Below are 26,368 nucleotides of genomic sequence, written 5' to 3'. Positions count from 1 at the left end.
AAGCAATAGTCACTTATTCATTAATGACTTAATCTACCTGCAATACCGCTAAGAAGGCTTCTTGTGGAATCTCCACATTACCCACTTGCTTCATGCGTTTCTTACCTGCTTTTTGCTTAGACAATAGCTTTTTCTTACGAGAAATATCGCCACCATAACACTTGGCTAAGACGTCTTTACGCATGGCTTTGACCGTACTACGGCCGATAATTTGGCTACCAATTGCTGCCTGAATTGCCACATCGAACATCTGACGTGGAATCAGTTCTTTCATCTTACTAACCAGTGCGAGACCACGGTAACGAGATTGATCTTCGTGCACAATCATGGCTAGAGCATCAACCTTTTCACCATTAATGAGCACATCAACTTTAACCAATTTATCCACTTGATAACGCTCAAAATTATAATCAAGGGAGGCGAAACCGCGTGAGACTGACTTTAGACGATCAAAGAAGTCCATGACCACCTCGCCCATCGGAATATCAAATATAAGCTGCACTTGACGACCCATAAAACGCATATCGACTTGCACACCGCGGCGTTCGATACATAGGGTCATGACATTACCTAGGTGCTCTTGCGGCACTAAAATCTGACAGCGCGCAATTGGCTCACGGAATTCTTCAATATTATTAGGTTCCGGCAATCTTGAGGGGTTATCAACGTAGATGATACTGCCGTCTTTTTTTACAATCTCATAAATAACCGACGGGGCAGTAGTAATTAAATCTAAGTCATATTCGCGTTCTAGGCGCTCTTGGATAATCTCCATGTGCAGCATACCCAAGAATCCGCAGCGGAAACCAAAACCAAGCGCATCTGAAGTGTCAGGCTCAAAGAATAACGAGGCATCATTAATTTGTAATTTTTGTAGCGCTTCACGGAACTTCTCAAAGTCCGTAGATTCGACAGGGAACATACCGGCATAAACTTGCGGGGTAATCTGTTTAAATCCGGGTATGCGTTCGACATCAGGCGTACTGGCGTGCGTAATCGTGTCACCAACCGGCGCACCTGCAATATCCTTAATGCCCGCAATGATATAACCCACCTCGCCAGCTTGTAACATGCCAGTTTCTAAAGGCTTGGGCGTAAAGACCCCAATTGATCCGACTAAATGCGCATCTTTAGTAGACTTAATATAAAGTTTATCGCCTTTTTTTATTGTACCTTGGCGGACACGTACGAGCGACACCACGCCTAAGTAATTATCAAACCATGAGTCGATAATTAACGCTTGCAGCGGTGCATCCCTATCACCTGTTGGCGCAGGGATAAATTCAACCAATGCCTCAAGTAACTTATCAACGCCCAAACCAGATTTTGCCGACACACGTGGCGCATCAACGGCATCAATACCAATAATATCTTCAATCTCTTGAATAACGCGCTCAGGCTCAACTTGTGGTAAGTCAATTTTATTCAAAACTGCCATGACCTCTAAGCCTTGGTCTACAGCGGTATAACAGTTAGCAACCGACTGCGCTTCAACGCCTTGCGCCGCATCAACGACCAATAGCGCGCCTTCGCAAGCAGCTAATGAGCGCGACACTTCATAAGAAAAATCCACGTGACCGGGGGTATCAATAAAATTAAGCTGATAACGCTCGCCATTTGGATGGTCATAATATAGCGTCACCGACTGTGCTTTAATCGTGATACCGCGCTCACGCTCAATATCCATCGAGTCAAGGACTTGCGCTTGCATCTCACGATCTTGCAGCGCGCCGCACATCTGAATAAAACGATCAGCAAGCGTCGACTTGCCATGATCAATGTGGGCAATAATAGAAAAGTTACGAATATTGGCTAATGCAGTCACAAAGCGCCTACTAAATAAGAGGAATGGGATAATGAGGTTTTAAAACAGTCTTTTAATAATATAACTTTCAAAACAATAATTAGCGTTGCCTATCAGCAAATTGACACAAGAAGCGTGGATGACGCTCAGCAACGCGCGCAGGCATGTGCAGGTATTCTAGCAGTTTTCAGCTATAAAGTAAGGCGATTTCGTCAGCGTCTTTTGCAACTGGCTTTTGCATCAAAACCCAATCGATAAGTTAAAAACCGAAACGTGCTCAAACGACAATATAACAGGCAAAAAAAAACCAATCACAAAGGATTGGTTTTTTTAAAATATGGTGGCGATGAAGAGACTTGAACTCTTGACCTCACGATTATGAGTCATGCGCTCTAACCAGCTGAGCTACATCGCCATTTAAGGCTCGGTATTATGCCGATACAGATGACTTGCGTCAACCCCTACGCAACATTTTTTGCAAAAAACATTGAATTAAATTCAAAATAGATGCAATCTTAAAACACCAAGCCTGTACTACAATGTACTTTTAAAAACAAAGTACTAAAAAATGTTGGTAAACCGATAAGCCGGGTTCTGTCGTGGACAATCATTCCTCTAGGCGCATCATCGCTAATGCGCTCAAGCAACCTACCCGCATCGAACGCGGGCCGCGCCATGCCGATGCCTATTTGGTCTTGCTACGCGTGGAGTTTACCATGCCGTGAACTGTTGCCAGCCACGCGGTGCGCTCTTACCGCACCCTTTCACCCTTACCTCGCTTGCGCGGGGCGGTCTACTCTCTGCTGCACTGGTCGTCAAGTTACCCTGCCCAGCCGTTAGCTGGCACGCTGCCCTATGTAGCCCGGACTTTCCTCCCCTGCGCATCTGTTGCCAGTGTGCAGCGGCGATTGCCTAGTCTACCAAGCGCGATAGTATAGCAAAATTAATCATGACTTCGGAAAGTTTTTTATCTTATTTTTAGTGACTTTATAAAAGTGGTTGGCAAATCAAACACAGTTTCATACAAATCATCTTGCATAGGCAATTGCAGCCAATGCGTATCTGGATAATTTTGTGCTAAATAATTTTGCAAAAAATCAATCGTACTAGTGGCTATTTGTTCATCTGTCTGAGCAGCGCTGTCGTGAATATGATTATAAATAACACTATGAACGTCTAAACCACGAGAAGTTATTGCTTCCAAACTAAGTAAAGTATGATTGATACTACCCAAACGACCGGAGGTGACTAAAATAACGGGATAACCTTGGGTGGCAATATAATCTAAGGTTAATAAAGCCTCAGTTATCGGCACCAGTAACCCGCCTGCTCCTTCTAATAACACCACTTCATAGTCTACTTGCAAACTTTGCGTAGCATTGGTAATCACTTCAGGGTCAAGAGTGTGCCCTGCAAGCTGCGCGGATAGATGCGGTGACGCGGGTTTCTGATAACGATACGGACAAGTCGTAAAATCGAGGTCATACGGTTGCAGCGCTATTCCCATCAACTGACGGTGGATAATAATATCATCGGCAATATTCATTTCACCGTTATCTGGATTTATTGCCACCCCAGTTTGCACGAGCTTTTGCGTAATGACATTAATGCTTTGCTTCATTAGCTCTTTGGCAAGCATACCAGTGGCATAGGTTTTGCCAATATCAGTATCAATACCTGAGATAAAGAGCACACTCATAGCTAACCTTTCACCGTTGAAGAAATTTGCGTCAAATAAATGCTAACCACTTTTAACAAGGCTTGGCAAAGGGTAATTAATTCGTCATCGGTAATGACATATGGCGGCATGATATACACCAACTTACCAAAAGGTCGCACCCAAATACCATTTTCAATCAGCAGAGTCTGAAAGGTGGGCATATCAACGGCATCATCTAGCTCAATGACCGCGACTGCACCCAAACAACGTACCTCGGCAACGCCCTCTAATAACGCTGCAGGTGCAAGCTGCTGTTCCATTATGGTTTGCATATTTGCAGTACACGCTTCAATATCATAGGACAGTATCAAGTCAATCGAGGCACAAGCGACCGCACACGCTAATGGATTGCCCATAAAAGTAGGGCCATGCATTAATGCCGGATAGTCACTTTGGCTAATAGTATCAGCAATGGAGCGCGTACATAATGTCGCCGCGAAGGTCATATAGCCGCCAGTAAGCGCTTTACCAATAGTCATAATATCAGGGGAAATATTGGCATGCTCGCAAGCAAATAACTTGCCACTACGCCCAAAGCCCGTTGCGATTTCATCAGCAATTAATACTACGTTATGTTCATCACATAATTGACGCAATAGTTGCAAATACTGCGGACTATAAAAGCGCATGCCGCCTGCGCCTTGAATAATTGGCTCGACGATAAAGCCGGCAAGCTTATCGGTATTAGCAACGAAGAATTTTGTTAAGGCATCGCGTTCACTTTGAGTTAGCTCACGCTCAAACCCCATTGGTGGCGCAGGTACAAAATGCTGCATGGGCAACTGATCGCCATAGAGACTATGCATACCTGCCACTGGGTCGCAAATACTCATCGCATGCCACGTATCGCCATAGTAGCCGGAATGCGTGGAGGCAAATTGCTGCTTAGTTGGACACTTAGCGGCAATTTGATACTGCAACGCCATTTTTAGCGCCACTTCTACGGCGATACTGCCGCTATCAGCATAAAAGATCGCATCAAGTCCGACAGGCACGATTGACAGTAATTTTTTGCCCAAGTCTATTGCTGGCTGATGAGTCAATCCGCCAAACATCACATGCGCCATTTTGCCCAGTTGTTCAATAACAGCAGCATTCAGTTTTGGATGATTATAGCCATGCACGCTTGCCCACCATGATGACATACCGTCAATAAGGCGCGTGCCATCTTGAGTGACAATATAAATACCATCGGCATGGTCAATCACTATATTGGGATAACTGGGCGGCAGGCTAGCATAAGGATGCCAGAGATGTTGCTGGTCAAAATCGCTATGAACGACATTTGCTGATGATGTTGTCATTTATTATTGACCAGTAATGCGTTTGTATTTCGACATCAAATCGCTTTCGGTTTCGACATGATTAGGGTCATGAGGAATACAGTCAACCGGACAAATCACTACACATTGGGGCTCATCAAAATGCCCGATACATTCGGTACAGAGGTCAGGGTCGATAACATAAATATCATCGCCTTCTGAGATGGCATCGTTTGGGCAAGCAGGCTCGCACACATCACAATTAATACATTCATCCGTGATTAATAGCGCCATGAACGGCTCCTTATTATTCTATGTGCAGCTGATTTTTCTCAGCTGCAAAAATTGAGTACATAGCAGTTGCTATTAGTCATTATTATTTGCTATTTAAGTGAATTAATATGCAGGCTATTTAATATCTAGCTTTTGCGTAAAGGCTTCGGCAACACACTTAGGAACAAACTTAGTCACATCGCCACCCAGTTTGGCAATTTCGCGAATCATCGTCGATGAGATAAACGAATAACTCTGTGATGGGGTTAAAAACACGGCTTCAAAATTTTCATCAAGCTCGCGGTTCATATTGGCCAGCTGAAACTCATATTCAAAATCTGACATGGCACGTAGACCACGCAATACAGCAGTGGCATTTTTTTCACGCATAAAATCCACTAGCAAACCTTCAAAACCCACCACCGACACTTGCGGTAAGTCAGCAAAAACAGTCTCAACCATATCGACACGTTCTTCAAAATTGAACAACGGCTTTTTATGATGACCCGATGCCACCGCAATCACCACTTCATCAAACAATTTGGTCGCACGCGTGACTAAATCCACATGACCATTAGTAATAGGGTCAAAGGTGCCCGGGTATAAAATCTTGGTATGTAATTTTGAAGAATTGGCGGCAAGGCTCATAGCAGGCAATCTGGTAGACAATAATAGCGTCTATGCTAGCAAATTTTACCTAAATTTAATACTCATCTGCTACATTTGTTATCACAGCCTACCTACATTTGCACGGCTTGCTTTGTTACAATAGTCGGTTCGACTCATCCAGAATAAAACCTAGCGCCATAAAATCTAGCTAGTGCAATAAAATCTAGATAGTTAGGATGAGGAATTATAGACGAGGACACGCTGATAATATTAGCGGTTGTCCTTGGGAGTCCTTAAGGGGAAACTATGTCAAAAAAATCAAAAAAGCCTTCCAACCAGATTTGTGCCAATAAAAAGGCGCGACACGAATACTTTATTGAAGAAACGTTTGAGGCCGGATTAGTGCTACAAGGTTGGGAAGTCAAAGCCATTCGTTCCGGTAAAATGACGATTACTGAAGCTTATGTCATCTTCCGTAATGGAGAAGCTTTTCTTTTTGGCTCGCATATTCAGCCACTACTCAGTAGCTCAACGCATGTTGACCCTGATAGTATTCGTACTCGCAAGCTATTACTTAATCGCCGCGAAATTGAAAAGTTATTTGGCTCGGTCAATCAAAAGGGCTATTCCTGTGTACCGTTATCTTGCTACTGGAAAAACTCACTGGTAAAATGCCAAATTGGCTTAGCACTTGGTAAAAAGCAACATGATAAACGCAAAACCTTGAAAGATCGTGATTGGGAACGTGATAAGCAGCGTGGCTTTAAACAGCATTTAGATTAAATAGATTAGTAAAACCTTAGTTCTAATATGAAAGTTCTAATATGAAATAAAAAGGACGACTCAATGATTACTGAGCCGTCCTTTTTTATTGTAAATTTAGCAAAATATCTTTGTTCAGATAAAGATATTTAGTGGTTAAGCAATTTAGTCATTTATCATAACTCGCGTTTCGCTACGAGCGCGGCGTAATTGGCGAACGCCATGAGCTATTAAAAAGACAATGCCGATCCAAATTAAACCATAGCTGTATATCATTGCCGATTCAAACGGATTACCAAGGACAGTCACTGCCAAGATAAACAATAGCGCCGGCTCTAAATAACTCATCATTCCATAAACGTTAACTGGTAGCATTTGACTGGCATCCACGTTGGTTTTCATCGCCAGCACGCTAAGAACCCCTAAGCCTGCCAGCATAGCGATAAAGAATCCAGACCCAGATACTAAACTTAAGCTACTGGGTGCTAAAAAGAATAGATAAGCCAATGCGAATGGCGCAAAAATAGTTAAATCAACGAGCAGTCCAGTTACTGCGCCAATCCCTTGCAAGCGCCGTAAAATATAATATAGGGGATAAGTACCGCATACCCATAAAGTTGCCCACGATACGCTTTGGGTACGCACAATTTCACTGCCCACACCTAACGCGGCAAAGGCAACGGCTAACCATTGCAGTCGGCTTAACTTTTCACCGAATAAAACGCAACCAAATACCACCATCATCAATGGGAATAAGAAATAACCCATCGCCGTTTGCACGCCTTGACCATTGACGGGTGCCCACATAAACAACCAAAACTGACTGAGAAATATCGGTGTTGGTAATAACAACCATGCCCATTGCTTGACTGAACCCAGCGTGCGCAACTTGTCAATATGAAAGCCCAGTTGACCACTGATTAACAAATATCCGAACAGCGCTACCCACATCGCAAGCATGCGCCAGATAAATACTTGCGTACCTGATAAAGGGGCTAAAAAACTACTATAGGCATAAAGAACGCCAAACAATACATTCGACAATATGGCAAACACTACTCCTAACATTAAGGTGCGTTGCTGTGCGCTACCCGAAGTCCAAATCGCTGGCAAAGGTATCCGTGACAAGGTAGATGCAAGCGTATTGGATAAGGGTGAAGTCAACATTTAAAGCCCCGTAAAGTTAGATAGTGGTTGAAGAAAATGCAAATCTTCTTGGTAACGTTAAGCTTATAGAACTAAGATGATAAAAAATCTCTATATTTATGTATAAATGATTTTATTTACCATAAAATCTAGTTATTTATAAGCTGGTTATCACTTTATTGTTTATAGTGGTAATTACTAGTAAATCTTATCAAAAAATTAGATTTATTATTTATAGGATAGCTTTTATTAGCGCCACTGCTTAGAAGGATAATGACTTATGAACCAGATTTTAGATGAGACTGACAAAGCCATTTTGAATTTGCTACAAGACGATGCGACGCTACCGCTAAAAGCTGTTGCAGAACACGTGCATGTCTCTATCGCTACCGCCCAGCGCAGAATTCAAGCGCTAGTAGACAATGGCGTGATTACCAAGCAAGTGGCAATCGTTAATCCAGATAAAGTTGGCTACGGACTTACCGCTGTGGTGATGATAGAAATGGAACGCTCTAATACGTCAATGCAGCATCGATTTGAGCGTCTCATGAATGCGCAGCCGCAAGTAATGAGCTGCTATGAAGTGTCGGGCGACGTTGATTTTATGATAATGGTCAGTGCTAAAAATATGACTGAGTATCATCAGTTCACTCGCAGTACGCTCACTTATGAGAATAATGTGCGTAATTTTCGCAGTCAGTTTGTGATGAACTTTACGAAGAGTGGTACGAAGATTTTTTTGGATTAATAGCGATTAATTTACAGTGACTGACCGTTTTACCGCGTCAATAATGGCTCTATTTTTCGGCAGCCATCACATGTAATAAGTAAGGAATAGCGAAGAGTATAGCTAAAAATGCATAAACGAAGAGAATAGATAAAAAGCTGCCAACATGGATACTTGCAAGCGGCATATTGTCCCAATACTCAAAAGTTATCAAAGCCATACCCGCTATCGGAAAGAAAAGCGCTACTGCCAGATGCTTGATAGTAAAAGATTGACTGCGATAGTAGCCCTTTTTATAAAAACAGACCGTCGCTATCAAATGAATGAGTGCAAGTACCGGCATAAAGAATGCTAGAATCAGCATAGCAAGCATGTTATTAACTCCAATCATGTTTAGAGTATTCGCTAATGTTTATGTTTAAAACATCTAATTATATCGATTTAATTTGATGGTTATACGTTTAAATAAACCCACATTCAGTAGATAAGCCCTATTATAATCGTGCAGTAGTTTACCTCGCACTATCAAACACTTATCACTAATCGTTTATCGCATAGTGAAGGTTATTCATGTTAAGATGAGCGCCTTTTAAAGTGATGGGTAATTTACTATCCCGCCCTTTAAGAGTCCTATTATCATATAGCTGCATTTTTAGCCAAACTCTTAGCCAAAGGTTGTCCCATGTCTGCCGATACCATCGCCCGCACCGCCTTCAAGCAAGGCACAAAACCGCTCTACGATTACGATAAACATTGGGCCAGCTGCTATGAGCCTGCGCCCTATTTGCCGATGAGCCGTGCGGAAATGGACGCGCTGGGTTGGGATGCCTGTGATGTAATTATCATATCGGGCGACGCTTATGTTGACCATCCTAGCTTTGGTATGGCAATCATTGGGCGCTTATTAGAGGCACAAGGCTTTCGCGTCGGTATCATTGCTCAGCCCGATTGGAAAAGTAAAGATGCGTTTATGGAACTCGGCAAGCCAGTTTATGCCTATGGCGTAACCGCTGGCAACATGGATAGCATGATTAACCGCTATACCGCCGACCGTAAAATTCGTAGCGATGATGCGTACTCGCCGGGCAATGTCGCCGACAAACGCCCTGACCGCGCTGCTATTGTTTATAGCCAACGCTGCCGTGAAGCCTATCCCGATGTGCCGATTATTTTAGGCGGTATCGAGGGTAGTCTGCGCCGTATCGCCCATTATGATTATTGGTCAGATAAAGTGCGCCGTAGTATTTTGCTCGATGCCCGTGCCGACGTTTTATTGTATGGTAATGCCGAACGCGCCATCGTCGATGTGGTGCATGGACTCTCAAAAGGCTATACCCTTGAGCAAATGAGCAGCTTGCGCGGTACGTGTTATTTACTCACCCCAAGCCGCCGTCATTGGCAAGCAGGCATGGTTGAAGTAGCCAGTAACGATGTCGATACTGTCGGCCGTGTTGACCCGATTATTAACCCGTATGTGATGACCGAAGACGTTGATGGCTGCTCAATTGAACAAGATAAAACCACGGTATCGCCATTACAAAACTCCATGTCTTCTCAGTATCCGGGCTTCGTCTCTGAACCTGTTGCCAATAAAGTCGTCAACAGCGAACAAGTGGATGACGATGTCCAAGTGGTGCAACTGCGTGGTTCTAACGCTAAAGCGGAAAGTCCAAAAACTGCGCTTAAGCATAAATTAAAACTACCACCACGTGAAAAGACAGTCATTCGTCTGCCCGATTATGAGCATGTCAAATCTGATCCAGTCTTATATGCCCATGCCAGCCGTATCCTGCATTTAGAAACCAACCCCGGTAACGCACGCGCTTTAGTTCAACGTCATAGTAGCGGTGCGGGTAACTCCTTTACCTCGATTGATGTGTGGCTCAATCCGCCACCGATTCCATTATCAACGGAAGAGATGGATTACTTGTTTGACTTGCCTTATGCGCGTCTGCCGCATCCAAGCTACGGCGATGACCGCATTCCTGCTTATGACATGATCAAATTCTCCGTCAATATCATGCGTGGCTGCTTTGGTGGTTGTACATTCTGCTCAATTACCGAGCACGAAGGTCGTATTATTCAAAACCGCTCAGAAGAGTCTATCCTGCGTGAAGTGGAAGCCATTCGTGATACCGCGCCAAGCTTCACTGGTGTCATTTCCGACCTTGGCGGGCCAACCGCGAATATGTATCGTCTGAGCTGTAAAGACGAAACTATTGAAAAGAATTGCCGCAAGCCGTCTTGTGTATATCCTGATGTCTGTGAAAACTTAATCACCGACCATAGCAATTTGACCAAGTTATACCGTAAAGCCCGTGATATTAAAGGCGTGAAAAAGATTCTTATCGCCTCTGGTCTAAGGTATGACTTAGCCGTCAAAGACCCTGAATACGTTAAAGAATTGGTCACCCATCATGTCGGTGGCTATCTCAAAATCGCGCCTGAGCATTCAGAAGAAAACGTCTTATCAAAAATGATGAAGCCGGGCATGGGCTCATACGATAAGTTTAAAGCGATGTTCGAACAATTCAGCCAAGAAGCGGGCAAAGAGCAATACCTTATCCCCTATTTTATCGCTGCCCATCCGGGCACGAAAGATGAAGATATGATGAATCTGGCACTGTGGCTGAAAGGTTATGGCTACCGCGCTGACCAAGTGCAAGCCTTTTATCCCAGCCCAATGGCGACCGCGACGACGATGTATCACACGCATAAAGACCCATTGCATAAGGTCAGCCGTGAGGGCGGCGACATGGATATCGTCAAATCTGGTAAGCAGCGTAAATTACACAAAGCCTTTTTGCGCTATCATGATCCAAAGAACTGGGCACTCTTACGTGAAGCCCTAAAAGCCATGGGTCGTGGCGATCTGATTGGCAAAAATCGTGGCTGCCTCATTCCGCCATTTAACGCCAGTTTAGAGGGGCGCGATGCTAATCAGGACAGCTATCAGTCGGCACGCAAAAAGAACAGCCGTGTGGGTAATGACTCTGCAAAGCGTCAAAATAACAACTCAGCGTCTACTTCTACAAAAAACACTTCGAGTAAAAATAGCAAAAAAGTTAGCAAAGGCAACTTCCAGACTCAACATACTGGACTGCCACCACGAAAAACTAAGTAAGCTAGAATAAATTAACTTGTAAAAAGAAGCGCACATCAGCTCTCAAGCCGATGTGCGCTTTTTATTGACCGTTGATTAGCAGTGATAAATACTTACATTAGTCATTCATTAAGTAACTAAGCTGACAATTACGGCACCACTACGGAACAATTTCTAACATTATTAGGCTGCCTTTTTCGTTACCATGTGCGTCATGCGCTTAGCGCATTAATAACATGATATATAGGCTATACTTTTGGAGATTATTATGACTCACATGCTAAAACTTGCTACTGCCCTACCAGCCCTTGCTCTACTTAGTGCTTGTGCGACGACGGCACCTACTGTACCGACCAGTCCTTCAGAAAGCGTGACCGATGCTGCATACGATCGCATGATGCCAGAGCGTTACACTTGTACTGACGATGCGCAAATCATGGCAAAACAGTCTATCAATAAACAACAAGCGATGGTTACGGCGACTGTACCTAAAATCAGATGGTCACAGCAGCAAGTGATTTTAAATGGTGGCGTACAAGGTGACACCGCAAGCTATGCCAATGACTCTAATCCAGAAGTTGCCTATGCATGGCACATGAAAGGCGATAAAGGTATCCTTGCCATGAAATGGACAGACGGTACTGAATATCAGGTTAACTGCGAAAAACGTTAATCCGTAACTGTAATAGTAGCCTTGATTGAAACTATAATAATTAGAAAAATTAAGCCACTTAAACAGTAACGATAGCTACTATATTATAAAAAAAGTAGTCATAAAAACAGTCATCAAGCGGTGGCTGTTTTTTTATGTCTGCTAATTCCATTGAAGCTAGTCCCTTAAAAAGTTAACTTTAATATTTAGAGACTAGATGTTAAATTCGAAAATTTAGAAGCTACAGTTTAGCTGGTGAAGTAAGGCAAAAACTGTCAAAATATCGCTGAACGTGGCTAAGCATAATGAACCAGACTTAATGAAGGTTTTAGTTCTATTTTACTAGGCACTATTATTAATCGTAAGGGAGAGATATCGATGGCGAAGCGCCTAATCAGTATGCTAATCATGAGCGCAGCTAGTATGTGGATACTAACTGGCTGCGATAGCGGCGGCGATAAGGCAGACAAAACTGCTGCCGGAGCCGAACAAACCACTGCCGCACCATCAACAGAATCAGCCACTGTTATAGACTGGTCACTCATCGCCAGTGATGAAAAGGCAGCTGCCCGTGCTGACTATCAATATCCGTTTGCGCTCGATAGCCAAAATGTACGCGACTATGCGGACTACTTCAAAGTCGATAACGCCACCGCCCAACACAATCTAACCGTGAGCATGGCAAGTAATGAAGCGCTATCGAAAGTACTCGATCAGCTTGGGAATAGCTATACGTCGCATGAGCTGACTGATGACGACAACATGACCTTGATTATCCATACTCTTCCTGACATTGCTACCAGTCGCTATGATTATGTGTTTGCTGAGGACTTCGCTAAAGGGTTGGTATTGCCGATTAACATTCAACCAAATGGTAAGAAAAGTGATGTGCAGGGGCATGGAGAGGTGCAGGAGTAGAGGTTAATAGCGTATGTTTTTACGTATACGCTGGTAAGAAACTCTAAGTCTGACGATAGGGATTGTTTGATAGCTCGATTTTGGCATCACTATTACGAAGTAACCAAGCTAAATAAAGTTGATATTCGGTAGCGGCAGGAGCTATATATATTTTATTGAGGTTTTGCTTTACACCTGCCTCATACTCAACGAATAGAAATCTTTTATGCTCCATTTTAACTTCAGGTGCATTAAGCGAGGTCACATATACCATACGACACTCTTGCTCTTCCTGAAACGCAGAGTGCTTGATTAGATATTTTAAAGGTAGAAGAATCTCGTCTAACAATACTGCTATATTTTCCAAAACTTCTGTACTATCCTTTTTGATTTTTATCTTTTCTTCTATTATTAATTTATAAGTACCTTTAAGACTTATAAATGCATCATTGAAAATTTCTGTCTTTTCATCGATATATTTTTTATACCGATTCCATTCGTGTTCAGCTTTACTTGTTTTTTCGCCTTCTACTTCTACAACCTCATTAATGAACTCTCGAAAAAATGTTAATCGATTACGCTGGGCAAGTTGAATATAATTAGAGGTAGGGTCAATGTACACGCATCTCATCACTGGTTGATTTTTAACTATTATTTTACTATCATGTTTTTGATTTATATTAGACTGTTTATTAATGCTTTGAACAGGAAATTCCTTATATGACTTTTGAATACTGTTATCGAGTGACAGAAAAGACAATCCTCCTATAGAGTTATTTGATTGAAAAAACTCTTTTTTAAATACGAGACTAACACCCGAGGCCTCTTTATCACTTTCTTTACCATACAAGCGAAACTGATTGAGGCTATCATGGTTGAATGTGAAACAGCTAATAAAAGCGTGTAGGTTTTTATCAAAATCTGGGGCATAAAAGTACTTTACCTGGATATCTTTTAGATAGTTTACAAGCAACCTTCCTTCACTTGGGTCATTAACATTGTTGATAGTATTGAGGCGAAAAAAACTTGGTAGACTATTATCTTTATCAGTTTCTAGAAGCAAATTGGTAATATATGTACTGGTATAGTGAGCGAGCTTTCTTTCAGCTGGCTTTATTTCGTTAGATGCCTGCCCAAAGTCTAGTTTCAAAATACTAACAGTCTTTAGGGTACCTTCTAACAGTAGTAAGGCTTGTTTTCCTACATTTTTAGTTTCCGGCTTCAACAGTAATTCACATATTTTGTCATAGCAGTATACTTCATATGGGTATGCTGACTGAGCATTAGTAAACACTTGCTTGGCTTCATTAAAGTTTTCCGATATATCGCTATGAATTAGGAATAAACCAATTTGGTATTGAGCGACTGCATATATTTCCGGATCATCGGTAAGCTTAACATTCTCAAAGGCCTTCATTGCACTTTCATAGTCTTTGATGTTTTCATATGTCTTACCGATATTGTATTGTGCTCTCGCATAAAACTTTGGACTATCAGCTGAAAGAATACTATCCCATATCTCTAATGCTTTCTCATAGTTACCTTCTATATCATAATCATATCCAAGGTTGAATTGGGCTGATATATATAGATCAATACTTTCTCCACGCTCAATATTAATCCAAAAATTTTTTGATGACTTATGGTCACCTTTATTCCCATAAGCTACACCAAGATTAAATTGCGCTTGATTATACAAATCGAGATTATAGTCTTTTTTTATTGTATTCCACGCGTTTATAGCCAGCTCAACTTTATCACTTATAGAGTAGTAGTAACCAACATATAGTTGTGCTACTGAATATATAACAACTCCATACTCTTTTTTGATCATCCCCCAATATTTTATAGCTTTATCTAGTTCACCTATAGTTTCATATATGAATCCTGTGTGCAGGAAAGATTTAGAAAGAATCAACTTATCGTCTATAATTTTTATCTTATCAAAATAACTAAGAGCTAAATCATTATGATTTAACCTCATCAATGTAATTCCTAAATTATAATTCCTTTGAGCAAATATCTCATCCCCATTCTCCTCACGCGTAATCTTCTGCAACGCTTCAATCTCTTTCCGAGTATCGTCATCCAAGTCTTTCAAATAATCAATATTCATTACTCCCTACTCCCCAACCAAAACCAAAAAATCATCTTCACCAACAACCTTAACCCCTAACTTCTCCGCTTTTGCCATCTTCGAGCCAGCCTTTTCTCCTGCCAGTAGCGCGGTCGTTTTTGCAGAAATACTGCCCGATACCTTTGCCCCCAACGCTTGTAGTTTGGCCTTCGCCTCATCACGCGCCATACTTGCCAGCGCGCCAGTGATGACCCATGTCTGCCCATCAAGCGGTAAGTCAGATGAGATAATTTGCTCGACCTTATCCCAATATACGCCCGCATCTCGTAGCGCGGTGATGACTTCGATATTGTGCGGCGCACGGAAGAATTTATAGGCCAGCTCAGCGGTGATAGCGCCCACATCAGGCGTTAGTAGCAGCGCCTCAATATCAGCAGCCATCAACCCATCAAGGTCACCAAATTGCTGCGCTAGATTTTGGGCAGTGGTTTCACCCACACCGCGAATACCGAGCGCATAGATAAAGCGAGCTAACGTTGTATGCTTGCTGGCTTCAATGGCAGAGATAATATTCTGTACTGATTTTTCACCTAGTTTCTCTAGAGTGATCAGTTCATCAACATGCTTGTGCAGCTGATAAATATCAGCGACCGTCTTAACCAGACCATGATTAAAAAAGCCAATCAACCAGCGCTCGCCTAAGCCATCAATATCCATGGCACGGCGAGAGACAAAGTGAATCAATGCTTCTTGTTGTTGAGCCGGACAAAATAGACCCCCAGTACAGCGAGCGAGCGCTTCATCTTCGGGAAGTACGACAGGAGAATCACACACTGGACAAGTAGACGGTAGAATGACAGGCTCACTATCGGCAGGACGCTGATCATGCCAAACCCGTGTAACTTTGGGGATAACGTCGCCAGCGCGGTGGACGCTGACCATATCACCAGCGCGTACATCAAGACGTCGAATTTCACCAAAGTTATGCAAGGTGACATTGCTGACAGTAACGCCGCCCACTTTTACGGGTTCTAACTTACCAACCGGAGTAATTTGTCCAGTGCGCCCCACTTGCCATTCAATCGATTGCAAGCGCGTCATAACCGTTTCGGCAGGGAATTTATAGGCAGTTGCCCAGCGCGGTTCACGCGATAAAAAACCCAATTGTTGCTGGAGCGCCAAACTATTGACCTTGATTACGGTGCCATCAATCTCAAACGGTAAGGCGGCTCGTTGCTCACTGACCGACTCATAATAGGCTTGAGCAGCGCGTGGATTCTGTACGACTTCAACGGCACTAACGGTAAAGCCAATGTCTTTAATCCAAGCCAAGGCAGCAGACTGCGTATGAATAGTTGTCGGTAACCCTTGATTGATTGAGTAGGCATAGAATGCGAGCGGACGACTTGCTGCAACCGCTGGATCAAGCTGACGCAAGCTACCAGCAGCAGCATTACGTGGATTGGCAAAAGTTTTATTGTCATTTTCTTCTGCCAGACGATTCAAGCGTTCAAACCCAGCTTTGGGCATTAAGACTTCACCGCGTACCTCTAGCAATTCAATATTAACTGCATCTGCTAGCCATAGCGGTAGATTACGAATAGTTTTGGCGTTTTGGGTGATGTCCTCGCCCGTTTGCCCATCACCGCGGGTCACTGCTTGTACAAACTGTCCGCGCTCATACTTTAGCGATACTGCCAACCCATCAAGTTTTAGCTCCATCTCATATTCTGGGTTTTGCTGGGCCACACTCAAGCGGTCATTGACGCGGCGCATAAAATCGCGCAAATCATCGTATTCAAACACATTACCAAGGGACAGCATTGGGGTATCGTGGGTCACTTGCGTGAACGCAGACAGCGGTACATCCCCGACTTGATTGATGGGACTGTCAGGCTGTACCAAATCCGGATAAGCTTCTTCAATCTCAATTAAAGACAGACGCAGTTGATCGTATTCGCTATCCTCTAATACTGGATTATCGAGGACGTAATAGGCATTATTATGTGTTTTGAGCGCATCGATAAGCACACGCATTTGCGCAATGATGGTATCGTCAGATGTCGCAGCGGTTACAGCAGCATTAATATCTGATGTGTTAGGTTCTTGCAAAGCTGTTTTTTGAGAGGTCGCTGATTGAGAAGTGGCTGGTTGAGAATCGGGTGGTAAAATATGGTCAGTCATAGTCGGCGTCTTTACTATTTAATATGCCGATATCATAACAAGTTTGTGGGTTATTGTACTCAATGAAAAAGGCAAATAACATGAAATGAGTCACGTTATTTGCCTTTTAAAATAGTTAATTATTATCGCTATAATCTTTTATAGTTATTAAACTTTATGAATACTAACCTTGATAATCACGAACTTGATTGCGCAGTTGCTGTCTATATTCAGAGGTAATCGGATCGTTATCTTCATCAAGCATCATCGCGTCTAAATCATTAGCCATCATGTAAGCGATGCTCATCATGCCATCGAAGCTCGTTAGCGCACGCGGATGCGGTAGCGATAAAAACACCACCACGCCGTTATAAGTATTGGTCGCCACACTATGCGGGTCAAAGGGCGCAATACCTTTGTCTGTAATACCCATCATGCTAAACCAAAGGATACCAGTACCGTCTTTTTGCTCATAACGGTGGAACATATTCATCGCGCCAAAGCGTAAGCCGTACTTATCAATCAAGCCTAATAAATCTTGTCCACGAATAATCGCGGGAGGACGGTCACGATATTGGTGCGGCAAAATAGTGATATTAATATTGTCTTTGGCATGAATGAGCGGACCGTTTTGTGCCTCATCAACTGGTTCTAGCATATGCTGATCAAGTATCGGACTGTTATCGGTAAAAATAGGCTCTTCTGCCGTATCGATTGCGGGCATTATATTATCGGTGGCGGACATTAAGCTAGAAAAAGCATCATGCTCTTGGTTGCCAGAGGTTTGTCCATATTGCTGCTGGTTATCACCGCGCAGCTCTTTGGTTAAATGTCCAAACTCAGTATCATCTTCACGCTGCTGCTCAGCTTGCCAGCGTGCAAACTCAGCGTTGTGTTCTTCGTTATAACCTTGGTTGTTAACACGTTGGCCTTGCGAAGGAACGTCCTCGATGACCGCATTTAGATAATCACGATTAGGACCAATAGTCGTTTCACCGGCAACCGTATCGTCAAAGTCTAGCTGGTCAACGATATTACGCTCGTGGCGTGGAATAATTGGGATACCGTTTTTATCATAATTAATGGCTACCCCGTCAGCATTTTGGCGACGTTTTGAGCTACGCATGACCATAAACAGCCCTGCAAACACAATAAATACAGCAATGACAAGCAATATAAACTGAATGGCGGTCATGAGAGAGATATCCTAATAAATGATAAAAAGGGAGATAAAAAAGGGAATAATTGGCAATAGTCTAGCATGGCTGACCCCTAGCGTCATTACATTGTGACCCTTTTGTCAATGGCTATAAGGGTCAATGTGAACATTTCTTTCTAACAACCTTTTCTAATCATTAAACAGGTTGCCAATTAGCTATCAATATAGCGCACTGCCTCCTCTAAGGAGACGCTCACCAAGGAAGAAATACCCGCAGTTGGCATAGTAATGCCTTTTAGCTCGTCCGCTATTTGCATTGCCAATTTATTATGACTGATAAAAATAAACTGTAGATCGTCTGCAAGCTCATGAATAAGGCTGGTAAAGCGTGCAACGTTGGCATCATCAAGGGGTGCATCTACTTCATCCAGCACACAAAATGGTGCCGGATGTTGTTTAAAGATAGCAAAAATTAAGCTTAGTGCCGTTAAAGTTTTCTCGCCGCCTGACAATACCGCAAGGCGACTATTACGCTTACCCTTTGGTTGCGCCATCAAGGTTAACCCTGCCCGCCATTGCTCTGAACGTTGTTCTGACTTGGTTTTATCAACGGAGGTATTCATTGGTACATCATCTACGTTTAAGGTTAAGCTGGCATGACCACCACCGAAAACTTTGCTAAATAAATTAGCCAGCTCAATATTAACCGCATCAAGCGTCTGCATAAATAGCGTCTTAGTAGTCTCATCAATAGAGGCAATCGCGGCTTGTAAAGTAGCCATGCTCTTCGCAATATCTTCAGTCTGTTGCACTAGCGGCTTTAAACGCTCGTTAACTGCATCGAGCTCAGCAACCGCCGCTAAATTAACCGCGCCAATCTTACTAAGCTGCTGTTGAATTTTGCTGTACTCGAGTTGCAACTCTGCTATTTTATCCGGACGTACACGGCGCTCATGGGTAATAAAATCGGTCAATAAGCTTGAAATACTGATAGGTTGCTTCGATGCTTGTTCGCTGTCTTTATTATCATTACTCAATTTATAGTAGTCAGCTAAAGCATCCTGTGCATAGTCAATGGCATCTTGTAGACGCTGGGCACTTAGCGCCAACTCAGTCGCTTGGCTGGCTAGCTTATTTTTCTGAGTTTGCAGTTCAGTTTGCAACCCATTAAGGGCAGCTTGTTGCTGACTATATTCTTGCTTCAATGACGTAAGGGCGGCTTCGCGTTCTGTTAGTAGGGTTTGCTGCTCATCACGGGCAGTTTGCGCCTGTTGCAATGCCGTGGTTAAAGCTGGCAATTGCGCTTGGTAACGCTCATAACTTATTCGTAGCTGTTGCTCGCTATGCACGGATTTATCATGCTGCTCCGTTACCCGCGCCAAACTACTTACACTATGTTCTAAACGTATTTCACTTTGCTGGATATTAAGCTGCAAAGTTTGCCATGCTGCATCATCTGCAAGGCGCGCGCTACTGAGCTCATTGCGTGCGACTTGTAGCTGCTGCCAATTATCCTGTGCTGCCGCTAATTTAGGCGTTAGCGACTGTATGCCAGCTTGAATTTGCTGTTGCGCACTGTCTAAGGCTTGTTGTTCTTGTACCAGTTCTTGCTGCTCTTGTTCAAGCACAATTTTATCAGAAGTTAAGCGTTGCTCATCCGCTTGCAAACGGTCATACGTTGCCTGCTGGGTGGCTAATTGCTGCTGATAGCAATATTTATCATGGGTCAATTGCTGCGCTTGCGCACGCGTCTCCTCTAAACTTATCGTTACTGCCTCATACTCGCGCTGATTCTGTTTAATAGTCTGCTGCTGCGTTTGTATTTGCGCCTCATTATCTTCAAGCAAACTCTCTAAAGTTTGCAGACGGGTTCGCTGAGTTAAACGTTGGCTTAAAAACTGACTGTTAGTCTGGCCCTCATTTTGACCGTTGTTTGGACCAGCAAGCTTACTCAGATTTATTGTGCCACTACCGCTAATTAACCAGCCATTGGTAGTCAATAATAGGGCGGCGGGCGGTAGCACTTGTAAAACAGCAGTCAACTCTTCAATGGTGTGTTCATACTCAGCATTAACTTGTGCAAGATATAAATAACACTGCTGCCATAAGGCCAATTCAGGTTTTGCAATCAGCTGAGATAACCGTAAAACCTTATCGATAAGCTCTTTTGGCAAAGTGTTTGTAGAATCATTTACTTGACTATGCTTTTTCAAAGCTGGTAACCATAAACTATGGCTTAATTCATTTTTTGCACGGCTGGCTTGATTTTGATAAGTGAGCAAATCCGGTAGATAAGACTGCAGAGATTGCCATAAACTATCGGCAGGTTTTTTATTACCAACAGCCTTATCATCAGCGTCATCAACAGTAAACTCGCTCGCTAGCAACACATGACTATCTAGCCATAATGCCAATAAGCTATCCAGTTGCTCTGCATACTGCTGACCTTGCACACTTAACTCGATTTGCTCACGCAAGGTAGTAGTCGGCAGTTTTTCAACCCTATTTTCTGTCTGCCCGGCTAAATTGGGCGTTTGCTGTGGCGGGTTATTATGTGATTGGTTAGGCGGTTTTGGATGCAATATATGATATAGAGTATCGTACTCACCAGCCAATAATGCATGACGTTTTTCATGGTCAGCGAGCTCACGTTGCTGGGCAATTAATTGCTGCTGCAAAATACGCTCTTGCGGTTGTATCGTATCTAAGCGCTCTGCCACGCTATCTTGTTGGCGGGCAAGCTGTTGTAGCTGATTATTAAGCTCAGCTATTTGCGTGCTAGAAGTTTTACTTAATGTTTGCGCATCATTATCACCCGTAGTACCCGTCGTAGAATTTTCGTGTAACGTCTCCCATAACCCTTGCCAATTCTGTTGACGCTGTGTCCATTTATCTTGACTGAGCTGCCAGCGATTTTGGGATTGGTTATTAAGTGCTTGCTGCTGCTCGAGCGTGCGAGCATTCTCTTGTAGGCGTGATAACTGGTTTTGCGCCTCCTGCCAAGCTCGCTGTAACGGCTGCTCATTTTGTTTATGAGCATCGCGTTTGATTGTGAGGTCTGCAAGTTTTGGCTGTAATTTAGACAGTTCTTGTTGCTGCTCAATCTCTTGCACTTGGAGCTTTTCTATCTCTGCAATAGCCTGCTCACGCTGCTGTAATAAACTGGCAAGCTGCTCCTCAATTTGGCTAAGCTGCACCTGCCCATCACCCAGTTGATGCTCTGCTTGCTGGTAGCTAAGCTGCTGTTGATAATAGGCACTTTGGGTGTCGTCTTTGAGCCACTGCTGCTGATTAATATGGGCACTAAGCTTATCTTGCTTAACTTTCAAGTCTTCATAATTAGTCTGTAGTTCAGTGACGGCAATGGCGCTGCGTTCATGCTCAGCTTTATGCTGCTGCTGGGTATGCTTAGCTTGATATAATTGCTGAATAGCCAATTGTTGCCTGATATCAGCTAGATTGGCGGTAATTTCTTTATAACGCTGCGCACTAGCCGCTTGTTTGGACAGCGTCTTTTGTTGGCGTTCCATCTCGCTTTGCATATCGTGCAGACGCGCTAAATTATCTTGGGTCTTCTCAAGTTTCTGTTGAGTCTCTGCGCGGCGGGCTTGATAGCGCGACACCCCTGCCGCCTCTTCGATAAATTCGCGTAGCTGCTGCGGATTAGAGTCAACAATGCGCCCAATCATGCCCTGTTCGATAACCGCATAACTGCGCGCACCCAAACCAGTACCCAAAAATATATCGACCACATCACGGCGACGGCAACGCGTGCCATTAATAAAGTAATCTGAACGCCCATCCAAATTTACTTGCCGGCGCACGGACAGCTCCTGATATAAATTCAGCTCGTGACGAATGCCATTTTGCTCATCATGGGTGTGCTCAAAAGTTAACTCGACACTGGCCACACTTTTGGCTGACTTTTCTTGGGTCCCTGCAAAAATGACATCACTCATCGCCCCGCCCCGCAGCTGCTTGGCAGACGTTTCCCCTAATACCCAGCGAATGGCATCAATCACATTTGATTTGCCGCAGCCATTTGGCCCAACAATAGCAGTAATGCCGCGGGGAAAGGTAAAAGTGGTTGCGTTAGCAAAGGATTTAAAGCCTGCCAATTTTAGAGATTTTAAACGCATGAATGATCAGTGATATCAGCAAAAACAGGCGGCTATTCTACCTGAAATTGGGTGGTTTTTTTGGGGTTTATAGAAGTTAGTCTTGTAGTCATAAACATCTAAACTAAAGCTTCATCTGCTTTAACTAAGAACACAATAGTAGATGCCGTCATGTGGAGAATATAACTTACTAAATACTCAGGTATTTCTCTAACTTCATTCGCAGCGCCATGACCTGCTAGCTTATTACGAGCAGTAGGCACACCTGCGGTTAACGTATTTTTTAAAGACTTAAAATGCTGTTGCCAGAAATCGTCTACTAATCCTGATTGCATTATTCGTCCTGTAAGCTCATCAGCAGTTGCGTTAGAGCTATAATCCCAATTATTCTTACTTAGAATAATTTTTAAAGTACTCTCATAAGCTTTTAGACACTCTATTAATGCTTCACTATAACGACCATGACGATAATGCTCATGCGCCTTTAAAAACTCTTCTTGAGCGCCCTTATACATTGGATTACTAAGTAGTTGTAACGCAGGCTTGACCGCTTCAGCATGAATAAATTCAGAATCCACTCTAACAATTTGACTATTTTCGTACTGGTAACCTACGCCATGTTCACGGAACCTTTGATTAAGCTCAGATAACATATCGGCAATATCTATTCCTACCTCATTAAGATGATTATGAGAAAAACCTTCAGTTATCTGTGCCATCACCTCAATAATACTTAAAGATTTTTCAGTGTCTGACTCATTTATAAAATATTGAGCGATTTTGTCAAAGTAATTATCTGAAGATAAATGCCTGTTCTCGTTATCTGTCTTATTCAATTCAAAAACGCCTAGTTCTTTACATAAAACTCTATAACACTTTTCAAGATAGGGTCTATTCAATGATGCAGATTGGAACTGACTTTTACGTTTGTCTCTGTCTATGGTTTCATTCCAAAGATGAACTATTTGAACTTTAAGCTTACGTGGTAATTCTTCATACTGATAAATATCAGGATACTCGCCTCGAAGTCTTTTCTGCCTTTTATGAAATAAATCAACTATAGCCACATTAAACCCTCAATTCTTATTAAGAAATACTTCATTAAGCCAAACTTTACAACACTCCAAGACCACTCAATAACAACTGCCCGCCAGCGAACAATAGCAATACCCCAAAAGCACGTTTCAACGTTGCAGCTGGTAATTTATACGCCAGCTTGGCGCCGACTTTTGCCATAATAAAGCTGACCACTGAAATACATAAGAAGCCAGAGATATGCACAAAGCCTATCGTGCCTTCTGGTAAATTTTCAACATTTTGGCCAAACCATGCAAAACCTAGCGCTCCTGCAACGGCAATCGGTAAACCGCAAGCGGCAGCTGTACCCACTGACTGCTTCATTGTCAGCCCTGCCCAGTTCAAAAACGGCACCGTCAAGCTACCACCACCAATGCCAAAAATAGAGGATGCCAAACCGATTCCGGTTCCCGCACCAAATTGCATGCCCGTAGAGGGTAACGGCTTGCCCAATTGCTCTTTATTGGCAAAGAACAGCATATTTATGGCGACTAACAAAGCACCGACCCCAATAATAGCTTGCAATGCCTTGCCATCAATCGATTCGGCAACACCTGCCCCTATTAGACTACCAATAATCAAGCCCAGCCCCATCTTGCGCCACACATCCCAGCGCACGCCGCCACGTTTATTATGCGCGGTCATTGAGCTGATTGAGGTCACAACAATGGTTGCAAGAGACGTCCCAATCGCCAAATGAGTGACAACCTCTGGAGGGAAGTTATTGGCAGCAAAAATCCATACCAAGGCTGGCACGATAATCATCCCGCCGCCCACACCAAACAGACCTGCGCAAACTCCGGCGAACGCGCCTGCAATTACAAACCATACATATAACATCATCCATTTTACCTTTTGATATACTTAGTTTTTATTATGTCTGTCTTTTATTATGCTAATTTTTTAGCGCAGTTAATATTATCGCACTTAACTGTTATTAAGCTTACTTCTATATAATAATAGCGGGCGGCTTGACTGTTTAATATTTGAGAGCAAATTTCTGTCTTTTATTCTCAATAACGGCCTCAGTATAACAAAGATTACTCACGCTATATCAACCACATCGACTAAACTTATGCCGCTACCTGCTCGTTTACCCATTCTTAATCATCGCCACGTTATCAGCAGCGCGTCGACCAATAGCGAGCTGATTGAGGCTATAAAAGACAGCTCGCTTAGCGCAGATAAAGTGCATTTATTGACCGCTGAGACTCAGACCGCAGGGCGCGGACAACGGGAGCGCTCATGGCAATCGCCACCTGGTAACGTCTATCTGTCGTTATACCATCCGGTGCAGATGCCTGTTAGCGGTCTATTATCACTCGTTATTGGCGTAGAGCTGGCTAAAATGCCCATTATTCAAACCCTCAATGAGCAACTGCGCGCGCAAGGGCTGCCGCCTATCGGGGTAAAATGGGCCAATGATTTGGGCTTTTATGCGCCACCATCGCAATTTAAAGATAATGTTGGAACAGAAGATAGCGATGCAAACATCATTTATTTTAGCAAGCTTGCAGGCATCCTAATTGAACCTGTCTGGCATGCCAGTAAATTGGTCGGCGTGGTCATGGGCGTGGGACTTAATGTAAAAACCACACCGACCCTAACCAGCCAAACTTGCGAAGGTATGAGCTATCAGGCGTTAAGCTTGCAAAATATCGCTGAGACTCTTAAAGAAAAAACGGATGCTGACACGCAAATCAGTCTGCCGAGTTTACAGCAGCTGTATCAACAAACTAGTCATGCTTTAATTGATGCAATAAGCTGCTTTGAGCACTTGGCTAAAGAAAAAAAATCGATACAAACCCAAAATACCGACGACTTTATGCAGCAGTTTGATTCGATGGATGCACTGAGCGGATTACGTCTGCGCGTAACTCAGAACCATAATGGTGAGCCGCATATCACGACGGGCTATGCTTGCGGAATTGATACACATGGCTGTTTGCAATTACGCCAAGATAACGGTAAGCTTGCCGCGCTTTTTACCGGTCGTATTGACGTTATTAGTGATACTTAGAACGACAAAAACTAGGCAATCATGTGAGGATAGCTATGCTTTGGCTCGATCTTGGAAATACCCGTCTTAAATACTGGCTTACTGATGATATCGGGCAGATAGTCTCGCATGATGCCAAGCAGCATTTGCAGGCACCCACTGAATTACTTATGGGACTAACCGACCGTTTTGAGCGTTATGCGCCTGATTTTATTGGTATCTCCTCCGTACTGGGCGATAAGCTCAATGCGCAAGTTTCAGATACTTTAAGCCGGTTGAATATTCCATTTGCCTTTGTTGATGTTGATGCCGCGCATCCGTTGATGAGTAGCGCTTATGATGCTACGCAATTGGGCTGTGACCGCTGGTTGCAGATGCTGGGCGCGGTGGATAAAAAGAAGCGCCAATGTATCATTGGTTGCGGGACGGCAGTGACTATTGACTTGATTGACCACGCAACACATTTGGGTGGTTATATTTTTCCTAATATCTATCTGCAACGCGAGTCGTTATTTTCGGGTACTAAGCAAATCACTATCTCCAACGGCACTTTTGATAGCATCACCCAAGGCGTAAACACGCAAGATGCTGTACATCGCGGGATTCTATTATCTATCGTCGGTGCAGTAAATGAAATCAGCAACCGTCATCCAAACTTTGAGCTGATTATGACGGGTGGTGATGCCAACATGATTGCCCAACATGTCAACCGTCCGGTGCGTATCCGTAATGACTTACTGTTAAATGGTTTGGCGCGGTATTTTGATGAGTCTAAACCTAAAATATAACTCAAACTAATAAGTGGAAAACCGCTTATAAC

At 43.3% G+C, this 26,368-nt stretch carries 20 protein-coding genes, 1 tRNA gene and 1 other RNA gene; 7 read left to right on the top strand and 15 right to left on the bottom strand.

Annotated features, from left to right (window positions below; translation table 11 throughout):
* Positions 1 to 28: 28 nt before the first annotated feature.
* The 7 genes from lepA to coaD all read right to left on the bottom strand — a co-directional run bounded on the left by lepA (position 29) and on the right by coaD (position 5,707).
* A complete protein-coding gene (gene lepA, locus ES754_RS08870; RefSeq protein WP_147223812.1) occupies positions 29 to 1,825 on the bottom strand; it encodes a translation elongation factor 4 in 1,797 nt (598 codons plus the stop codon).
* Positions 1,826 to 2,142: 317 nt separating this feature from the next.
* A tRNA-Met gene (locus ES754_RS08865) sits at positions 2,143 to 2,219 on the bottom strand.
* A 152-nt stretch (positions 2,220 to 2,371) separates the two neighbouring features.
* An RNA gene (rnpB, locus tag ES754_RS08860) (RNase P RNA component class A) lies at positions 2,372 to 2,728 on the bottom strand.
* Between the two features lie 43 nt (positions 2,729 to 2,771).
* The gene (gene bioD / locus ES754_RS08855; protein ID WP_147223811.1) at positions 2,772 to 3,503 is read right to left on the bottom strand and encodes a dethiobiotin synthase; all 732 of its coding nucleotides are present in this window, start codon (positions 3,501 to 3,503) and stop codon (positions 2,772 to 2,774) included.
* Between the two features lie 2 nt (positions 3,504 to 3,505).
* The gene (gene bioA / locus ES754_RS08850; RefSeq protein ID WP_147223810.1) at positions 3,506 to 4,828 is read right to left on the bottom strand and encodes an adenosylmethionine--8-amino-7-oxononanoate transaminase; all 1,323 of its coding nucleotides are present in this window, start codon (positions 4,826 to 4,828) and stop codon (positions 3,506 to 3,508) included.
* A 3-nt stretch (positions 4,829 to 4,831) separates the two neighbouring features.
* Positions 4,832 to 5,080 carry a YfhL family 4Fe-4S dicluster ferredoxin gene (locus ES754_RS08845; RefSeq protein ID WP_147223809.1) on the bottom strand — a complete coding sequence of 83 codons (249 nt, stop codon included), beginning with the start codon at positions 5,078 to 5,080 and terminating at the stop codon, positions 4,832 to 4,834.
* A 114-nt stretch (positions 5,081 to 5,194) separates the two neighbouring features.
* On the bottom strand, positions 5,195 to 5,707 hold the full coding sequence (gene coaD, locus ES754_RS08840; RefSeq protein WP_147223904.1) for a pantetheine-phosphate adenylyltransferase: 513 nt from the start codon (positions 5,705 to 5,707) through the stop codon (positions 5,195 to 5,197).
* Positions 5,708 to 5,974: 267 nt separating this feature from the next.
* Here coaD and smpB point away from each other — a divergent pair, with 267 nt between their 5' ends.
* Positions 5,975 to 6,451: an SsrA-binding protein SmpB gene (smpB, locus tag ES754_RS08835; protein ID WP_147223808.1), complete on the top strand. Its 477-nt coding sequence runs from the start codon at positions 5,975 to 5,977 to the stop codon at positions 6,449 to 6,451.
* Between the two features lie 144 nt (positions 6,452 to 6,595).
* Here the strand turns inward: smpB and rarD are convergent, their stop codons facing one another.
* Complete coding sequence (gene rarD / locus ES754_RS08830; RefSeq protein ID WP_147223807.1) at positions 6,596 to 7,597, bottom strand: EamA family transporter RarD; 1,002 nt, start codon at positions 7,595 to 7,597, stop codon at positions 6,596 to 6,598.
* A 259-nt stretch (positions 7,598 to 7,856) separates the two neighbouring features.
* On the opposite strand from rarD, the gene ES754_RS08825 reads away from it, so the two are divergent.
* Positions 7,857 to 8,324, top strand: a complete 468-nt coding sequence (locus tag ES754_RS08825; protein WP_147223806.1) for an Lrp/AsnC family transcriptional regulator — start codon at positions 7,857 to 7,859, stop codon at positions 8,322 to 8,324.
* A 49-nt stretch (positions 8,325 to 8,373) separates the two neighbouring features.
* Here ES754_RS08825 and ES754_RS08820 read toward each other — a convergent pair whose 3' ends face one another.
* A complete protein-coding gene (locus ES754_RS08820; RefSeq protein ID WP_147223805.1) occupies positions 8,374 to 8,676 on the bottom strand; it encodes a hypothetical protein in 303 nt (100 codons plus the stop codon).
* Between the two features lie 309 nt (positions 8,677 to 8,985).
* Between ES754_RS08820 and ES754_RS08815 the strand changes: the two genes are divergently transcribed.
* The 3 genes from ES754_RS08815 (at position 8,986) to ES754_RS08805 (ending at position 12,976) form a co-directional block, all read left to right on the top strand.
* Positions 8,986 to 11,427, top strand: a complete 2,442-nt coding sequence (locus ES754_RS08815; protein ID WP_147223804.1) for a YgiQ family radical SAM protein — start codon at positions 8,986 to 8,988, stop codon at positions 11,425 to 11,427.
* Between the two features lie 247 nt (positions 11,428 to 11,674).
* Positions 11,675 to 12,079, top strand: a complete 405-nt coding sequence (locus ES754_RS08810; protein WP_147223803.1) for a hypothetical protein — start codon at positions 11,675 to 11,677, stop codon at positions 12,077 to 12,079.
* Positions 12,080 to 12,436: 357 nt separating this feature from the next.
* Positions 12,437 to 12,976, top strand: coding sequence for a hypothetical protein (locus ES754_RS08805; protein ID WP_147223802.1), 540 nt, complete (start codon positions 12,437 to 12,439; stop codon positions 12,974 to 12,976).
* A 43-nt stretch (positions 12,977 to 13,019) separates the two neighbouring features.
* On the opposite strand, the gene ES754_RS08800 is transcribed toward ES754_RS08805, so the two are convergent.
* From ES754_RS08800 to ES754_RS08775, 6 genes are all read right to left on the bottom strand, one after another.
* Positions 13,020 to 15,071: a tetratricopeptide repeat protein gene (locus ES754_RS08800; protein WP_147223801.1), complete on the bottom strand. Its 2,052-nt coding sequence runs from the start codon at positions 15,069 to 15,071 to the stop codon at positions 13,020 to 13,022.
* A 6-nt stretch (positions 15,072 to 15,077) separates the two neighbouring features.
* On the bottom strand, positions 15,078 to 17,069 hold the full coding sequence (gene ligA / locus ES754_RS08795) for an NAD-dependent DNA ligase LigA (protein WP_227678037.1): 1,992 nt from the start codon (positions 17,067 to 17,069) through the stop codon (positions 15,078 to 15,080).
* 310 nt (positions 17,070 to 17,379) lie between these two features.
* The gene (locus tag ES754_RS08790) at positions 17,380 to 18,390 is read right to left on the bottom strand and encodes a cell division protein ZipA C-terminal FtsZ-binding domain-containing protein (protein WP_147223799.1); all 1,011 of its coding nucleotides are present in this window, start codon (positions 18,388 to 18,390) and stop codon (positions 17,380 to 17,382) included.
* Between the two features lie 176 nt (positions 18,391 to 18,566).
* On the bottom strand, positions 18,567 to 22,493 hold the full coding sequence (locus ES754_RS08785; RefSeq protein ID WP_147223798.1) for an AAA family ATPase: 3,927 nt from the start codon (positions 22,491 to 22,493) through the stop codon (positions 18,567 to 18,569).
* A 98-nt stretch (positions 22,494 to 22,591) separates the two neighbouring features.
* Positions 22,592 to 23,539: an STM4504/CBY_0614 family protein gene (locus ES754_RS08780; protein ID WP_147223797.1), complete on the bottom strand. Its 948-nt coding sequence runs from the start codon at positions 23,537 to 23,539 to the stop codon at positions 22,592 to 22,594.
* A gap of 46 nt (positions 23,540 to 23,585) precedes the next feature.
* Entirely contained in the window at positions 23,586 to 24,389 is an 804-nt protein-coding gene (locus ES754_RS08775; protein WP_170231102.1) for a sulfite exporter TauE/SafE family protein, read from the bottom strand.
* A gap of 235 nt (positions 24,390 to 24,624) precedes the next feature.
* Here ES754_RS08775 and ES754_RS08770 point away from each other — a divergent pair, with 235 nt between their 5' ends.
* Both ES754_RS08770 and ES754_RS08765 read left to right on the top strand, forming a co-directional pair.
* Positions 24,625 to 25,569, top strand: a complete 945-nt coding sequence (locus ES754_RS08770; protein ID WP_147223795.1) for a biotin--[acetyl-CoA-carboxylase] ligase — start codon at positions 24,625 to 24,627, stop codon at positions 25,567 to 25,569.
* Positions 25,570 to 25,604: 35 nt separating this feature from the next.
* Positions 25,605 to 26,336 (top strand): pantothenate kinase, encoded by a 732-nt coding sequence (locus ES754_RS08765; RefSeq protein WP_147223794.1) that lies wholly within the window; start codon positions 25,605 to 25,607, stop codon positions 26,334 to 26,336.
* Positions 26,337 to 26,368 lie beyond the last annotated feature (32 nt).

The organism is Psychrobacter frigidicola (assembly GCF_007997305.1).
Lineage (GTDB): Bacteria > Pseudomonadota > Gammaproteobacteria > Pseudomonadales > Moraxellaceae > Psychrobacter > Psychrobacter frigidicola.
Note: the sequence above shows the minus strand (reverse complement) of the source record. Positions and strands in the feature narration are given on the sequence as shown.

What these genes read in the sequence shown, in the direction of transcription:
- ES754_RS08820 (WP_147223805.1), bottom strand. Translation starts at nt 8,676, where the DNA reads ATGCTTGCTATGCTGATTCTAGCATTCTTTATGCCGGTACTTGCACTC.
- ES754_RS08785 (WP_147223798.1), bottom strand. Translation starts at nt 22,493, where the DNA reads ATGCGTTTAAAATCTCTAAAATTGGCAGGCTTTAAATCCTTTGCTAAC.
- smpB (WP_147223808.1), top strand. Translation starts at nt 5,975, where the DNA reads ATGTCAAAAAAATCAAAAAAGCCTTCCAACCAGATTTGTGCCAATAAA.
- ES754_RS08765 (WP_147223794.1), top strand. Translation starts at nt 25,605, where the DNA reads ATGCTTTGGCTCGATCTTGGAAATACCCGTCTTAAATACTGGCTTACT.
- ES754_RS08790 (WP_147223799.1), bottom strand. Translation starts at nt 18,390, where the DNA reads ATGACCGCCATTCAGTTTATATTGCTTGTCATTGCTGTATTTATTGTG.
- ligA (WP_227678037.1), bottom strand. Translation starts at nt 17,069, where the DNA reads ATGCGTGTGCTTATCGATGCGCTCAAAACACATAATAATGCCTATTAC.
- bioD (WP_147223811.1), bottom strand. Translation starts at nt 3,503, where the DNA reads ATGAGTGTGCTCTTTATCTCAGGTATTGATACTGATATTGGCAAAACC.
- coaD (WP_147223904.1), bottom strand. Translation starts at nt 5,707, where the DNA reads ATGAGCCTTGCCGCCAATTCTTCAAAATTACATACCAAGATTTTATAC.
- ES754_RS08815 (WP_147223804.1), top strand. Translation starts at nt 8,986, where the DNA reads ATGTCTGCCGATACCATCGCCCGCACCGCCTTCAAGCAAGGCACAAAA.
- ES754_RS08845 (WP_147223809.1), bottom strand. Translation starts at nt 5,080, where the DNA reads ATGGCGCTATTAATCACGGATGAATGTATTAATTGTGATGTGTGCGAG.
- ES754_RS08810 (WP_147223803.1), top strand. Translation starts at nt 11,675, where the DNA reads ATGACTCACATGCTAAAACTTGCTACTGCCCTACCAGCCCTTGCTCTA.
- ES754_RS08825 (WP_147223806.1), top strand. Translation starts at nt 7,857, where the DNA reads ATGAACCAGATTTTAGATGAGACTGACAAAGCCATTTTGAATTTGCTA.
- ES754_RS08805 (WP_147223802.1), top strand. Translation starts at nt 12,437, where the DNA reads ATGGCGAAGCGCCTAATCAGTATGCTAATCATGAGCGCAGCTAGTATG.
- ES754_RS08770 (WP_147223795.1), top strand. Translation starts at nt 24,625, where the DNA reads ATGCCGCTACCTGCTCGTTTACCCATTCTTAATCATCGCCACGTTATC.
- rarD (WP_147223807.1), bottom strand. Translation starts at nt 7,597, where the DNA reads ATGTTGACTTCACCCTTATCCAATACGCTTGCATCTACCTTGTCACGG.
- ES754_RS08800 (WP_147223801.1), bottom strand. Translation starts at nt 15,071, where the DNA reads ATGAATATTGATTATTTGAAAGACTTGGATGACGATACTCGGAAAGAG.
- ES754_RS08775 (WP_170231102.1), bottom strand. Translation starts at nt 24,389, where the DNA reads ATGTTATATGTATGGTTTGTAATTGCAGGCGCGTTCGCCGGAGTTTGC.
- bioA (WP_147223810.1), bottom strand. Translation starts at nt 4,828, where the DNA reads ATGACAACATCATCAGCAAATGTCGTTCATAGCGATTTTGACCAGCAA.